The organism is Bhargavaea cecembensis (genome assembly GCF_000826125.2).
In the GTDB taxonomy this organism is placed as follows: Bacteria; Bacillota; Bacilli; order Bacillales_A; family Planococcaceae; genus Bhargavaea; species Bhargavaea cecembensis_B.
This window is the reverse complement of record NZ_LN651373.1, coordinates 1742299-1756150: the sequence shown is the minus strand read 5'-3', so window position 1 is coordinate 1756150 and position 13852 is coordinate 1742299. Positions and strand designations below refer to the sequence as shown.

The window sequence follows — 13852 nt, the reverse complement described above, 5'->3', positions numbered from 1 at the left end:
GGGTGGAGTGCATGCGGAATAGGCCGGTCTTCAATGAAGAAAACGGACTGACGCTTGTCGAAATCCTGGCTACTCTCGTAATTATCGGCATCGTCTTCATCGGCGTCATGTCGATCTTTCCGCAGATGACCCTCTTCAATGAACGCACCGACGTGAAGCTCGATGCAATGAACATTGCCAGGGAAGAGATGGCTCTGTTCAAAAGTTTGGATGCCGAGAAATTGCAAAATGAGGATTTGGTTACATTCGCTAAAAGACTCGCGGAAAATTTCGAAGCTGTAAATCCCAATGCAGACATGGTGAACGTGCGAGGGGGAACCGGAGGCATTGCCGTTCTCACCTATGGATTAAAGAGCGGAGAGTTTGTGGAAGCAATCATTTCTCCGCCGGATGAAGATGAGCAATTCGACGATTATCAACTGCATAAAGTGCATTTAATGGTCTCTGAACGCGAAGGAAGTCACAACATGTCGGAAACCTACGGCTACCTGAAAGTTAGAGAGGTATTTAGATTATGAAGCGGGCGACTAATGAAAAAGGAATGACGCTCGTCGAATTGATTGCAGTGCTTGCCCTTGTCGGAATGGTGGTCGCCATCATCATGACCCTATTTTCGATCGGTTCGAAATTCAATTCGGTTGCGACCCGGGATGTTCATCTGCAGCAGGACATGAATCTGATCATCACCAAACTGACGCAGGAGCACCGGACGGGGGAATGCTATTCATTGCAGGCCTCGGGTAATCGTTTGGAACTTTCCGTGAACCCAAGAAAAGATGGCAAGGTATCCAGCAAAGCCCCATGTGGAGACGGAGCAAAACAGCCGACTGAAATCTATTCAGGAGCCGAAGTTAAAGTCTGCCGCCTTCCATTGTTTGAAGAAGAAGCTAACGCCCCTGGTGAACTTACAGAGTGTGCGCCGATTGAAAAAGTGGACCCGAGAAGAGAGGATTTAAGGATTTCAATCCAGTTGCTCTCCGATGACGGCAAAGAATTTACAGAAGAAACGACGCTCACCCGGTTCAAGGAGGTGGAGGACGATGGGAAGGAAACAGAGGTTTCCGAGTGAAGAGGGATATACGCTTGTCCTGGTTTTACTGATCATCACTCTACTGCTTTCATTTTCAGCCGTGTTCATCGCCACTTCGATGAACCATTCCCGCCAAGAAAGGACAGTGGAGTCCGGTAACCAGGCGGTTGCCGCTGCGGAGATGGGCGTGGAATACACGGTAACGTTCACGCAAGAAGCGATCGACGACATTTATGACGAGCTGGTCCTTGAGGGGCAGGAGAAATCGGAGAAAATTAAAGCCGAGGCAAGACTGTATCCCCATCAGAAACCGGTTTATCAGGCCTGCTCCACAATCTCCGATCTCCAACAATGGGTGGATTGCAATTACGAAGAACTGAATAAAGAACAAAAGAGGAAGTTCACCGAGAGAGTCGGCGTCTTGGCGGAGGATGTTAGAAAAAATCGTTCAGCTTTAAAATTCAATAGTCACAAAGATGTGACTGAAGATGTGCTATATGAAGTCATCAGCTATCAGGTCAAGGATAAGTCAATTGAGTTTAGGGTAAGAGGGACAACTTCAGAGAGGAACGAAGAACTGGCAGGGAAAATCGCCATTCCTGATCCTAAATTTTTGAACAGAAAGGATCCTGATGAGATTACGGTGACTCAGACAACACCACCGAAAGACCTGGTCCAGTTTTTCCCTCAGCTCAAACACGAGACTCTTCCTGCCTGTCCATCCACACCGGTGAAGAACATGCCTTCTTGCGAGTACAAAGGCACGCTGACTTCTTCTTACTTATATCACATCAGCCGTCTCGGCGTTTCGTCGGATTTCTATGTGAAAGTAAATGCGGTTGAAAACCAGCTGAACAAATTCAACGGTTACGGCATTCCTCTTTATATTCCAAATGGCGTGATCGAGAACGAGCCGAACTTGAACAACTCGACGAATATGACGATGTATTATGAGGGCTTACTGGCGCTGAAAAATCTGAACAACAGCTCAAGGCACTTTATGATGGCAGAGCTGATCACTTTCCAGAACAACCAAGACCTGAGCAACAGCACCTTTGTTTTGATCGGAAATGCAAAAAGACCTAGATTTGCACCGGACAAATTAACGATCAATAGCGGATCACGATTTTGCCTGAATAAAGAGAACTTGGATATCAGCTCTACGCTGCTGAGTCTCAACAGCTTGAGAAACAGCAAAAGCGACCTGAACTACAAGGGGTCCGGAATGATCTATATTTTCACAAGCCAATCGCCGCTCCCGGCCGGTAACGCCAATGTCAAATACACAAATGATACACGCAGTTTTTTGGAATCTTGCGGTGTCAGGATCAACACAGGCGATTCTGAATCTACGACTGTAAAGACGCCTGTACTGTTTCCGAATCTGCTGACGGATTACGACATCGAAATCAATTATGAGTAAACCGAAAGGAGGCCCGCCATGCTGGACTATATTTTTCTTGTGATCGGAGCGGTGATTGTGTTTCCGGTCATTTACTACCTCATGACGAAGGGCAAGGCCGGGAAGTCGGTCGCCGTCATGGCGGCGGCGGGGTTCTTCATCGCACTGGCGGGGGTTTATCTGCAGGAGCATTTCGCCTTTTATTATGCGGTACTGGCGATGATCGGGCTCGCGTTTGCGGCCGGTGTCCTGATCGACAAGCGGATGGGCGACGCGGCCGTGGCCGAGGGGGTCGATGAAGTGATCCGCGAACCGATCCGCCTCGGCGGAGAGCCCGAAGCTGCGGCGGATGAAGACGAAGTGCCGGTCATCACGCCGGCCGAGGTGCGCGCCGCGATCCTGAATGAAGATGAAGGCACGATCGAGCCAATTGACGCCGGCCCGGAAGCGGGTGACACAGCCGCGGAGCCGACGCAACTGCAGGTGGACGACATCCCCGGCATGGAAGAGATCGTCCTGCCGGGAACCGCGGACATTGTCCGACCTCCGGATTTCGGCGAAAAGCCGGAAGACGCGGATCCAGCGGAAGTCGTCGATGCGGAGCTCGATATTGAGCCGTCCGGCTTCAATGACCACGGGCTTGATGTGATCGGCAAGCAGGACATGCCCGAGTTTACAAAGCCGGACATCGACCCGGACGACGATCCCGCCATGCTGGAGGACGATGATTTCATTGATCCGGCGAGCTTTACAACAACACCCGGTGAACCGAATGTGCAGCCCCCAGACGAACCGGCAGATGACCTGCTGGACGACAATGAACTCGAGGCCTGGCTTTCCAGCCGCCCTGAGCCGGAGGACGTCCCGGCCGAGGAAGCGGCGGAAGACGAACTCCCTGATTCCAACCCGTTCGATCTGCTGGATGATGACGACTTTATCGTAGAGGAGGAAGAGGATGGAAAACAATAAACGTACGTTGACCGTCTTCCTCGGGGTCCTCATTTCAACTGTTTTCTTCTATCTGTTTGCATCCGGCGGCTCCCTGCTCGCCGGGAATTGGCTGTTCCCTTCGAAGGACTTCGGGGACAATACATATATCGGACCGTACGATGTTTCGGATTTCAAGGAAGCCCAGACGACGAAAGTGCTGAGCGAAGGAGTGACCGATCTTGAGGGGCGGTTTGACGTGGACGTCTATTACCAGGACGCTTCGTTCAAGCTGCCGCCCGAAGCCGTCCAGTATGACGTCCAGCAGACGATCCAGGGGGCGAATACCGGCGAGGAGAACCCTCTCATCGTCCATGTGCACGAGGAAGCGATCCGGACGCTGCTCGACCAAAATTTCGGCATGGTCGCGTTTACCGACGATGAAGTGAAGTCGATCACGGACGGAATCGAGCGGCGTCTCCGCAACGGCACGATGCCGGCAAATATCCAGATCACCGATTTCCTCGACGCCACGCGGAAAGAAGACGAAGCGGCCGCAGCGACGGCGACGTTCACCGGCATCCCGGTCACGGAAGGCCTGCAGATCGGGCTTGCCGCGATCAACGGCTACCGGATCGAGGCGGGGACTTCGGTTTCATTCCTCCAGATGATGGAGGATGCGCACGCCGGCTCCCTGACGAAAGACGAGATGACCCGACTGGCTTCGCTCCTGTATGCGGCGGTTCTCCAGACGAACTTCATCGTCGACGAGCGTTCGATCAGCGACCGGCTGCCGGAAGGAATCCCGGTCGGCTACGAGGCGGCGATCGATCCGTTCACGAAAACCGACTTCATGCTGACGAACCCGAACGGCACATCCTTTACAATCAGCACCGAGGCGATCGGCGACGCGGCGACGCTTTCGCTCGAAGGCCTTCCGTTCTTCTATGAATACACGACGAGCATCACGGGCATGGAAACATACGAACCCCGGACGATCAAGCAGTTCAGCGAAAACGTCCGATCCGTCGCTCCGAGAATCGAAGAAGCCGGGCAGGACGGCGTCCGTGCGACGGTCCTGAAACATGTGTACAACGGACCGATCGAGGAGCGGCTCGAAGAAGTGTCGACCGACTTCTACCCGCCGGTCCACCGCATCGAAGTGCACCGGCTGAAGCCGGAAGAACAGCCGGACGACCCGGGCGACGGGACGGGAACGGCCGGAACCGGAGATGCTTCAGGTTCCGGCGGCAATAACTCCGGCAATACGGGCGGATCCGGTTCTGGCAGCGGATCCGGCGACAACCAGGGCTCGGGCAACAACAGCAGCCCCGGCAATAACTCCGGCAGCGGTTCCGGTTCCGGCAACAATTCCGGAAGTGGTTCTGGCGGCTCCGGCTCGGGGAATGGTTCCGGGTCCGGAAACGGCTCCGGCAGCAACACCGGCTCGGGATCCGGTAGCGGGTCCGGAAACGGCAATGGCTCAGGATCCGGTTCGGGCAGCGGTTCCGGCGGAAACTCCGGCACCGGCGGCAACGGCGCGGGCAGCGGCAACAACGGCTCCGGCTCTGGAGACGGTGAAATCGAATACGACAAAGGCGGCAACCCGATCACGCCGTGACGGGCTGCCGGCCATAGGAAGGTGAGGACATGGTCCAGACACGAAAGCGGCTCGGGGACATCCTGATCGAGTCGGGACTGATCACCCCCGAACAGCTGGAAGAGACGATGAAAGACAAAATCAAGGATCAGCGGCTCGGCGATGCACTCCTTCAGCGCGGACTCATCACGGAACAGCAGCTTGTCGAAACGCTGGAAATCCAGCTCGGCATTCCGCACGTCAACTTGTATCGGTACCCGTTCGAACCGCAGATCTTCTCGCTCGTTTCAAAAGAGTACGCGAAGCGGAACCTCATCGTCCCGCTGAAGACAGAAGGGGACAAGCTGTTCGTCGCGATGGTCGACCCGATGGATTACATCGCCATCGAAGATTTGCGGCTTTCGACCGGCTTCCAGATCGAGCCGGTCATCGCTTCCAAAGACGACGTCATGAGGACGATCGCCAAGTATTATGAAGAGTCGTTTGACGAGCTGTTCCTGGAAACAGAAAAGCTCCAGCGGGAAGAGGAGGAGAACCTGACCGACCTCGACTCGCCGGTCGTGCGGCTCGTCAACCAGATCCTCTCGGCGGCGGTCGTCCAGAAGGCGTCGGACATCCACATCGACCCGCGTGAGCACCAGCTGCTCATCCGGTTCCGGATCGACGGCATGCTTCACGACGAACGTGTGTTGCCAAAGCATATGCAGCCGATGATCAACGCGCGGATCAAGATCATGTCAGACCTCGACATCACCGAACACCGGGTGCCGCAAGACGGGCGGATCAAGACGAACGTCGACTTCCGTCCGATCGACCTCCGGGTGTCGACGTTGCCGACCGTGTACGGAGAGAAGATCGTCATGCGGATCCTCGACCTGAGCAGCACGCTCTCCGACCTGACGCATCTCGGATTCAACCGCATCAACCTGGAGCGGTTCATGCAGGAGATCACGAAGCCGAGCGGCATCGTGCTCATCTCCGGCCCGACCGGTTCCGGGAAGTCGTCGACGCTCTACGCGGCGCTCAACAAGCTGAACCGTGAAGAAGTGAACATCGTGACCGTCGAGGATCCGGTCGAGTACCAGCTCGAAGGCATCAACCAGGTCCAGGTGAACGCGAACGTCGGCATGACATTCGCGGCCGGGCTCCGGTCGATCCTCCGGCAGGACCCGGACATCGTCATGGTCGGGGAGATCCGGGACGTCGAGACGGCAGAGATCGCCGTTCGGGCGTCCCTCACCGGCCACGTCGTCCTCAGCACGATCCACACGAATGACTCAATCGCCACGATCACGCGGCTGCTCGACATGGGCGTGGAACCGTTCCTCGTGACGGCTTCGCTCAACGCGGTCGTCGCCCAGCGGCTTCTCCGCCGGGTGTGCCGCGATTGCAAGGTTGAAGAACCGGCAACCGAACGGGAAATGGAGATCGCCGCAAAGCGCGGCATCAAGATCGATCACGTCATGCGCGGCAAAGGCTGCCCGTCCTGCAACATGACCGGCTACCGCGGACGGATCGCGATCCACGAAGTGCTCATCATGGACGAGGCGATGCGGAGTGCGGTCAACCGCGGGGAAAGCGTGGCCAAACTCCGTGAAATCGCCATCCGGAATAAGACGATTTTCCTTCTCGACGACGGACTCCTGAAAGTAAAACAAGGCATTACGACGACGGAGGAAGTGTTCCGGGTCGCAATGCTCGACTAAGGTGTGATTTCGATGAAACAGACGATCGATGCGCTGCTCTCCGCGGCGTTCCAGCTGAAGGCATCCGACGTTCACTTGACGGTCGGGGTGCCGCCCGTCTTCCGGATCCACGGAGACCTGAAGCGGTACGGGAAAGAGCCGAACACGCCGCAGTTCACCGCGGACGTGGCGAAGACGGTCATCCCGGAAAAACTCTATGACGATTTCCTCAAGCACGGCGAGCTCGACTTTTCCTATTCCGTGCCCGGCGTCTCCCGGTTCCGGGTGAACGCCTACCACCAGCGCGGCTCGGTGTCGATCGCATTCCGGACGATCCCGACGAAGATCATGAGCGTCGAGGAGCTCGGCATGCCGGACACCCTGAAGCGGCTCGCGGAAACGCCGCAGGGAATGATCCTCGTGACCGGTCCGACCGGATCTGGGAAGTCGACAACGCTCGCCGCGATGATCCGCCATATCAATGAAACCTCACGAAAGCACATCATCACGCTCGAAGACCCGATCGAATTCGTCCATAACCACGGTGCCTCGATCATCGACCAGCGCGAAGTCGGCTTTGACACGGAATCGTTCGCGAACGGCCTCCGCGCAGCTCTCCGGCAGGACCCGGACGTCATCCTCGTCGGGGAGATGCGGGACCTCGAGACGATCTCGATCGCGATCACCGCTGCCGAAACGGGCCACCTCGTGTTCGGCACGCTCCACACGTGGAGCGCAGCGTCGACGATCGACCGGATCATCGACGTGTTCCCGCCCACCCAGCAGACGCAGATCCGCGTCCAGCTCGCCGGCGTCCTCACCGCCGTCATTTCACAGCGGCTGTTCAAGACGGCGGACGGCAAAGGCCGGCGCGCCGCAACCGAAATCATGATCAACAACCCGGCGATCGGCAACCTGATCCGGACCGAGAAGATCCACCAAATCCCGAGCACGATCCAGACGAACCGGGCGGCGGGCATGCACACGATGGAATCGTCGATCCAGAAGCTCGTCGATTCCGGAGTCATCTCCTACGACGTCGCCAAGCCGTACCTGGAAGGGGACGAGCACTGATGCCCCGCTTCCAATACGACGGCCGCGACCGGAAGCGGGTGAGGCGCGGAACAATCCAGGCGGACACGAAACGCGAAGCCGTCCTGAAACTCCGCGAGCAGGGCGTCCGCGTCCTCGACATGAAAGAACTGCCGGAAACGACCCTGACGAAGGAAATCTCGTTCGGGAACCCGGTGAAGCGCCCGCAGCTCATCATGTTCCTGCAGCAGTTCTCGACCTTGCTGCGGGCGGGCGTCACGATCGTCGACGCGATCAACATCCTCTCCCAGCAAGTCGAATCAAAGCCGTTCCGCCGGATCCTCACCGAAATCGGCGACGACCTGAAAGGCGGCGGCTCGCTCAGCGACTCGATGGCGAAGCACCCGAAGGCGTTTGAACCACTCACCTTGAACATGATCGCGGCCGGAGAGGCCTCGGGGAACATCGACGACGCGCTCGACCGGCTTGCGGTCCACTACGAGAAATCATTTGCGACCCGCCAGAAAGTGACGTCGGCGATGGTGTATCCGGTCGTCGTGCTTGTGCTCGCGACAGGCGTCGTCATTTTCCTTCTGACGTCGATCATCCCGATGTTCGTCGAGATGTTCGAAAGCCTGGACGCCGAGCTGCCGGGAATCACGCTGTTCGTCCTTGGTGCGAGTGACTTTATGCGGAACTACTGGTATATCCTCGTCGGGATCGTTTTGCTGCTTGTGCTCGGGCTGTACTTGATGCACCGGAGCACACAGGGGAAATATATGCTGGACATGTTTATCCTCCGGATGCCGTTGATCGGCGACATGATGAAAAAATCGGTGCTCGCCACGCTGACCCGGACACTCAGTTCGCTGTTTACAAGTTCAGTGCCGATCATCCAGGCGATTGCGATGGTCGAACGGGTCGTCGACAACGAAGTGATCAAGCGGGTTCTCAAGCAATCCCGGGACGAGCTGCAGCGGGGGAACTCGATCGCCGGCCCGATGACCGGCCACTGGGCGTTCCCGCCGCTCATTCCCCATATGATTGCAATCGGCGAGCAGACCGGCTCGCTCGACAAGATGCTTGCGAAAGTCGCCGACTTCTATGAAAAGGAAGTCGACGCATCGACCGAACGGCTGAAATCACTCATCGAGCCGCTCATGATGATTTTCCTCGCCATCATCGTCGGCACAATCGTCCTCGCCATCATGATGCCGATGTTCAGCATGTACGAGCAAGTCGGCTGACCTTGTAACCGTCTTGTAACAAATGACTTCTTCCGGTAAAAATATTTTTCTATGTATCTATCGCTTATTTTGGGGTATTGGTATAATAGGGTTGTAGAATACTACAAGATTTTCCAAGGAGGAATCAATTATGATCAAATTCGTCAAAAACAAGCTTAAGGAGGAAAAAGGCCTCACGCTCATCGAGCTCCTCGCCGTCATCGTCATCCTCGGCATCATCGCAGCTATTGCCATTCCGGCAATTGGGAATATTATTGAGAACAGCCGGTATAACGCGGTAAAATCAGATGCTCTTAACGTCCTGAATGCGGCCCAGATTTACTACTCAGACACTAACTCTAAAGAGATAGTAACAGTGAAGCAACTTAAAGACGGAGGATACTTGGAGTCCCAGGGTAAAATCGGTGATGAAGACACTGTCTCCCAAACTAGCCCGCGTAAACTAGTTACTAAAACAGCTATTGATTATTCCGGAAGCAAGACAGTGACTATCAATGCTACAGCAGAGCAAATTAATAATGACGATCAAAAAGGCAGCACAGAGGGTGATAAGACAATCCCTAAAACTGGTGGAGGAACTGGTGGACAAGGATAAATAATTTTAATAGGAGCTGACACCCCATGAACAATCCATTCCGTCGCAGACAGCGCGTAATATCGATGACCCTGGAGCCTGATGCCATCCGCTTTGCGGAGCTGCGTTCGGCCGATCCCCTCCTCGTGGAGCGGGCGGCCGAGCTGCCGGTTCCGGAAGGGCTGGTGGATGAGGGCAAGGTGACCGATCCAATGGCGCTGGCGGCGGTTGTGGAAGGGGCGGTCGCGGAGTGGGGGCTGCGGCGCAAGCGCGTCCGGTTCCTCGCACCCGACCAATATGTCATGATCCGAAAAGTGGAAACCCCGGCCGATGTCCCTGAAGATGAGCTGAAAGGCTACTTCTTCATCGAGATCGGCTCTTCTCTTTATCTGCCGTTCGATGACCCGCTTTTCGATGTCGTTCCGTACGACAGCGAAAGAGAGGAGAAGGAATCGATCATCATTGCGTCGAAAGAAGAGATTATCCGGCAGTATGAGGGCCTGCTCGACACGGCGAAGCTGAAGCCGGTCGAGTGCGATATTGCGCCGCTTGCGCTGTACCGCCTCGCTTACGTGCTCCATGATCTCGACACGCACCGCAATGTGCTGATCGCGGATTTCCGGGATTCTGAGCTGACGGTGTCGATTTTCCACCGTCACCAGCCGCTGTTCATGCGGCCGATTGAATTTGATGAGGGGACCGAGCGGGTGACCGACGCGGCGTTCCGCGAAATCGGGAAGCTCATCAATTTCTATACATACAACATGATGGACGGCCAGGAAACGGTCGACTGCCTGTTCATCGCAGGCGAATACGAAGGATCCGATGAACTCGCCGCCATGTTCCTGGACCAGATGGGCGTCGAGGCCGGGCCGCTCATGAAGCGGCCGGTCGAGACTGCGGACGGCCGGGAGCTGCCGGCCCGGTTTGACCGGGTGATCGGACTGGCCCTGAAAGAGGTGTAACGATGCTCGTCGACATTAACCTATTGCCCGGGCGGGACCGGGAGCGATCGAAGGCCCTTCTGGTCTCGATCATCATCCTTCTGTCGGCCGTCCTGTTTTGGCTTGCGCTGTTCCTCATGGCGAACAAGGACGCCGAAGAAGCGCAGCGGGTCGATGCCCGTGCAGAAGAGATGCGCGCCGAGCAGCAGGAGATCCAGTCCCGCATCGCGGGGACCGAGACGATGGCAGACCGGACGCAGCTCGAAGCGACGGTCGGCTGGGCGGAGGAATACCGTTTCCAGACGGCTCCGCTGCTCCGCCATCTCGTCTCGCTCCTGCCGCTCCGTGGCTTCATTACGGACTATACATATACCGGGCCGCATACGGCCGATCTGTCCGTGCAATTCGATACATATGAACAGGCCGCGCACTATCTGGCGCGGCTGAAGGCCGCGACGATGGTGGAGGCCGCCACTTTAAATGACGTTACCGCGGTCCCGCTCGAGGAAGAGACCGACGAAGAAGGGAATCCGGTCGTCCGTGATGAACCGCTCGTCCCGCGCTACGTCGCGACTTACGTGATCGACTTTGTCGACCCGCGCGCGGAAGCGGAAGGCACGGCAGAAGAGCCTGCCGAAGGCGAAGAAGAGCCGGACGAGACGGGCGACGGGACTGATGTCGATGTCAACGTCGATAACGACGTCGATGTGAACGTGGACGAAGAGAACCCGGACGCCGAAACGGATCCGGACACCGTGCCGGAAGACGGCGCTGATCCGGACACGGCCGATGAACCGTCCGGCGGGGAAGGGGGCGGCGGCCAGTGAACCGATTCAACATGAACCGCAAAGAGGCGATCCTCGTCGTCCTGTCGGTTTTGTTCTTCATTTCGCTCCTGCTGTATTCGTACTTCCTTCTCTTTAAGCCGGCGCGCGATCAGCTGCAGCAGTCCCGCGACTCTTTGCAGGCCGAGCGCCAGGTGCTGTCGACGCTCCAGCAGCAGGCGGCGGCTGCGACGGACCGGGAACCCGCCAGCTCGCTTCCGCTCCAGCGGAAAGTGCCGGTCGAGCCGGTCGAGGAGATGGTGCTCCTCCAGCTCGGCAAGGCGGAGATCATTTCCGGAACGGAGATCGAGAACGTCGCGTTCACGACCGGCGAGATGGTGATCGAGAATCCGCCGGAGGGCGTCGAGAACGTGAGCGAGCTGCTCACGACGGTATCGATCCTGTCGCCGGACTACGAAGGGATCGCTTCGTTCATCGAAGAAGTCGAGCGGCTCGAGCGCATCACCGTGACCGATTCGGTCGCGTTCTCCGGCCCGCCGGAAAAGACGGAAGAAGCCGATGAGGACGAGCAGGTCCAGCTGGAAGTGACGTTCTCGTCGTTCTTCCGTCCGGATCTCGAGACGCTCAAGGGAGAAGTGCCGAGAGTGCCGGCGCCATCCGCTTCGCTGAAGGACGATCCGTTCCCGTTTGACGACGATACGGAACAGGGGGCCGGGGAATGACGTGGCTCTGGGCGGCGATGTTCTTCATTTACGGACTCGTGTTCGGCTCGTTCTTCAACGTGGTCGGACTCCGGGTGCCGAAGGGCGAGTCGATCGTCCGTCCGCCGTCGCACTGCCCGAACTGCGGCAGGCGTCTGACGGCGGCCGACCTCGTCCCGTTTTTTTCATTCGTCTTCCTGAAAGGGAAGTGTCGGGGGTGCGGTTCGAAGATCCAATGGGTGTACCCGGTGATGGAGCTGCTGACGGGGATTTCGTTCGCACTTTCCTTCCTCCGGTTCGGCTTTTCTGGCGAATTGATCGTCGCGCTGCTGTTCATGTCGCTTCTCGTCATCATCACGGTGTCGGACCTCGCCTATATGCTCATTCCGGACAAGTTTCTCCTTCTGTTCGGCGTCCCGCTTGCGGTGCTCCGCGTCGCTCTCCCGCTTGATCCTTGGTGGGACAGCGTCGCGGCGGCGATCGTCCTGCCGGGCGTGCTGCTAGTGACGGCGATCGTGTCGAAGGGCGGCATGGGCGGCGGCGACATCAAGCTGTACGTCGCGATCGGCATCGTGCTCGGCACGGTCGATTCATTCCTGTCCCTGTTTTTCGCGGCGCTTCTCGGTGCGGTTTTCGGCATTATCCATCTAAGGCGCCAGGGGAAGGGACGGCGGACGCCGATCCCGTTCGGACCGTGGATCGCGCTTGGTGCGGCGATCGCCTACCTGTACGGGGACGCGATTGTCGGCTCGTATGTAAACCTGTTCTTTTAGCCCGATAAATTTCCAGGACAAGACGACAAACGTCTTGTCCTTTTTCAATGGCCGGATGGTAATGTCGCTTATAAAGGGGTGGTGTCATGCGGTTCAAAAAGAAATATACGACGGGCGCGCTCGCGATGGCGGTGTTCCACGGCTTCCTCATGGGGATCGGCGGGGTGCTGCTGTTCGGGTTCATCGTCATGTCGGGGGACGGGAAAGGCGGGCAGGCCGCGGAGGAGGGGGACGCCTTGCCGGTCGATGCGCAGGCGGACAAACAGAAGGCGGAGGAGGGGAAGGAGGAAGGGGCCGGCGCCGGCGAACCGACGGGCAACCGGCGGACGGCGTTCTTCGCGGTGCAGCACGGCCTGTTCTCGACGAGCGAATCGGCCCAGTCGTTCATCGCGGCGGACACGAACCTCCGCAACGCGGCCGTGTTCCCGGTCGACGGGAAATTCTATCTCTGGTCGTCCGTGCATCTGACCGACGGGGAGGCGAAAGACGCGCTCACGGCCGACACATTCGTCAAGCCGTTCACGCTCGATGCGGCGGCCTGCCCGGCGGAAGGGGACGGAAAACTGCCGGTTTTGCTCGCCGCGAAGGAACTTGCAAGTTTGAAATTTGAGGATGCCGCCCAAAAGGCGAATCTGCCGAAAGACTGGGACCGCAATATCGCCGCCGTTGAGGCGATTTCGGACGAAATGGGGGTCATCCGGCTACAGCTTTTGAACCATTATGCGCCGAATTCCGGGTGCCTCAAAATTGAATTTTGACCCCGGATTTTGGCTCAAAATCAAAAAGTCGCGATTTTCCCGATTCCGCCGTCTCGGCTATGATAGACGCATAGCCATGAAGGGGGAATGAACGATGAAATTCAGATTGTCAAAGCCGGTCGTGCTCGCGTCCGGTTCGCCGAGGAGAAAAGAACTGCTGGAACTGGCCGGCATCGATTTTGAAGTCGTCAAGCCGGGCGTGGACGAGCCGCCGATCGAACCGGGGGAGGCATCGCGCGATTACGCCGTCCGGCTCGCTTCGCTCAAAGCGCATGCCGTGCACGGGAAGGCGCCGGGAGCGGCCGTCATCGGCTCCGACACGGTCGTCCACAGAGACGGCACCGTCTACGGGAAGCCGGACGGGGAGGCGGGGGCCCGCCGCTATCTGAACGAG

15 protein-coding genes are annotated in these 13852 nt (G+C 57.5%); all 15 read left to right on the top strand.

The window, feature by feature from the left end:
* Positions 1–11: 11 nt before the first annotated feature.
* Positions 12–518: a type IV pilus modification PilV family protein gene (locus BN1189_RS14185; protein WP_040228963.1), complete on the top strand. Its 507-nt coding sequence runs from the start codon at positions 12–14 to the stop codon at positions 516–518.
* Complete coding sequence (locus BN1189_RS14180; protein ID WP_040228962.1) at positions 515–1069, top strand: PilW family protein; 555 nt, start codon at positions 515–517, stop codon at positions 1067–1069. The genes BN1189_RS14185 and BN1189_RS14180 overlap by 4 nt, the downstream gene beginning before the upstream one ends.
* Positions 1041–2453 carry a hypothetical protein gene (locus BN1189_RS14175; protein WP_040228961.1) on the top strand — a complete coding sequence of 471 codons (1413 nt, stop codon included), beginning with the start codon at positions 1041–1043 and terminating at the stop codon, positions 2451–2453. Before BN1189_RS14180 ends, BN1189_RS14175 begins: the two co-directional genes overlap by 29 nt.
* A gap of 18 nt (positions 2454–2471) precedes the next feature.
* On the top strand, positions 2472–3401 hold the full coding sequence (locus BN1189_RS14170; protein WP_040228960.1) for a hypothetical protein: 930 nt from the start codon (positions 2472–2474) through the stop codon (positions 3399–3401).
* Positions 3388–4980, top strand: coding sequence for a hypothetical protein (locus BN1189_RS14165; protein ID WP_052455888.1), 1593 nt, complete (start codon positions 3388–3390; stop codon positions 4978–4980). Before BN1189_RS14170 ends, BN1189_RS14165 begins: the two co-directional genes overlap by 14 nt.
* 29 nt (positions 4981–5009) lie before the next feature.
* Positions 5010–6665 (top strand): GspE/PulE family protein, encoded by a 1656-nt coding sequence (locus BN1189_RS14160; RefSeq protein WP_040228959.1) that lies wholly within the window; start codon positions 5010–5012, stop codon positions 6663–6665.
* 12 nt (positions 6666–6677) lie between these two features.
* On the top strand, positions 6678–7718 hold the full coding sequence (locus BN1189_RS14155) for a type IV pilus twitching motility protein PilT (RefSeq protein ID WP_040229065.1): 1041 nt from the start codon (positions 6678–6680) through the stop codon (positions 7716–7718).
* Positions 7718–8923, top strand: coding sequence for a type II secretion system F family protein (locus tag BN1189_RS14150; protein ID WP_040228958.1), 1206 nt, complete (start codon positions 7718–7720; stop codon positions 8921–8923). The genes BN1189_RS14155 and BN1189_RS14150 overlap by 1 nt, the downstream gene beginning before the upstream one ends.
* Before the next feature lie 130 nt (positions 8924–9053).
* Positions 9054–9518: a prepilin-type N-terminal cleavage/methylation domain-containing protein gene (locus BN1189_RS14145; protein WP_052455887.1), complete on the top strand. Its 465-nt coding sequence runs from the start codon at positions 9054–9056 to the stop codon at positions 9516–9518.
* Between the two features lie 26 nt (positions 9519–9544).
* On the top strand, positions 9545–10462 hold the full coding sequence (gene pilM / locus BN1189_RS14140; RefSeq protein ID WP_040228957.1) for a type IV pilus biogenesis protein PilM: 918 nt from the start codon (positions 9545–9547) through the stop codon (positions 10460–10462).
* 2 nt (positions 10463–10464) lie between these two features.
* Entirely contained in the window at positions 10465–11268 is an 804-nt protein-coding gene (locus BN1189_RS14135; protein WP_052455885.1) for a PilN domain-containing protein, read from the top strand.
* A complete protein-coding gene (gene gspM / locus BN1189_RS14130) occupies positions 11265–11948 on the top strand; it encodes a type II secretion system protein GspM (RefSeq protein ID WP_052455884.1) in 684 nt (227 codons plus the stop codon). The genes BN1189_RS14135 and gspM overlap by 4 nt, the downstream gene beginning before the upstream one ends.
* A complete protein-coding gene (locus BN1189_RS14125; RefSeq protein ID WP_040228956.1) occupies positions 11945–12700 on the top strand; it encodes a prepilin peptidase in 756 nt (251 codons plus the stop codon). The genes gspM and BN1189_RS14125 overlap by 4 nt, the downstream gene beginning before the upstream one ends.
* A gap of 86 nt (positions 12701–12786) precedes the next feature.
* Positions 12787–13458, top strand: coding sequence for a hypothetical protein (locus BN1189_RS14120; RefSeq protein ID WP_040228955.1), 672 nt, complete (start codon positions 12787–12789; stop codon positions 13456–13458).
* Between the two features lie 94 nt (positions 13459–13552).
* Positions 13553–13852: Maf family protein (locus BN1189_RS14115; protein WP_040228954.1), on the top strand; the 300-nt coding region annotated here is incomplete at its 3' end.

Bases quoted from the DNA above. Each gene is read 5' to 3' on its own strand.
- BN1189_RS14170 (WP_040228960.1), top strand. From the start codon at position 2,472: ATGCTGGACTATATTTTTCTTGTGATCGGAGCGGTGATTGTGTTTCCG.
- BN1189_RS14155 (WP_040229065.1), top strand. From the start codon at position 6,678: ATGAAACAGACGATCGATGCGCTGCTCTCCGCGGCGTTCCAGCTGAAG.
- BN1189_RS14145 (WP_052455887.1), top strand. From the start codon at position 9,054: ATGATCAAATTCGTCAAAAACAAGCTTAAGGAGGAAAAAGGCCTCACG.
- BN1189_RS14175 (WP_040228961.1), top strand. From the start codon at position 1,041: ATGGGAAGGAAACAGAGGTTTCCGAGTGAAGAGGGATATACGCTTGTC.
- BN1189_RS14125 (WP_040228956.1), top strand. From the start codon at position 11,945: ATGACGTGGCTCTGGGCGGCGATGTTCTTCATTTACGGACTCGTGTTC.
- pilM (WP_040228957.1), top strand. From the start codon at position 9,545: ATGAACAATCCATTCCGTCGCAGACAGCGCGTAATATCGATGACCCTG.
- BN1189_RS14120 (WP_040228955.1), top strand. From the start codon at position 12,787: ATGCGGTTCAAAAAGAAATATACGACGGGCGCGCTCGCGATGGCGGTG.
- BN1189_RS14180 (WP_040228962.1), top strand. From the start codon at position 515: ATGAAGCGGGCGACTAATGAAAAAGGAATGACGCTCGTCGAATTGATT.
- BN1189_RS14165 (WP_052455888.1), top strand. From the start codon at position 3,388: ATGGAAAACAATAAACGTACGTTGACCGTCTTCCTCGGGGTCCTCATT.
- BN1189_RS14160 (WP_040228959.1), top strand. From the start codon at position 5,010: ATGGTCCAGACACGAAAGCGGCTCGGGGACATCCTGATCGAGTCGGGA.
- BN1189_RS14185 (WP_040228963.1), top strand. From the start codon at position 12: ATGCGGAATAGGCCGGTCTTCAATGAAGAAAACGGACTGACGCTTGTC.
- BN1189_RS14135 (WP_052455885.1), top strand. From the start codon at position 10,465: ATGCTCGTCGACATTAACCTATTGCCCGGGCGGGACCGGGAGCGATCG.
- BN1189_RS14150 (WP_040228958.1), top strand. From the start codon at position 7,718: ATGCCCCGCTTCCAATACGACGGCCGCGACCGGAAGCGGGTGAGGCGC.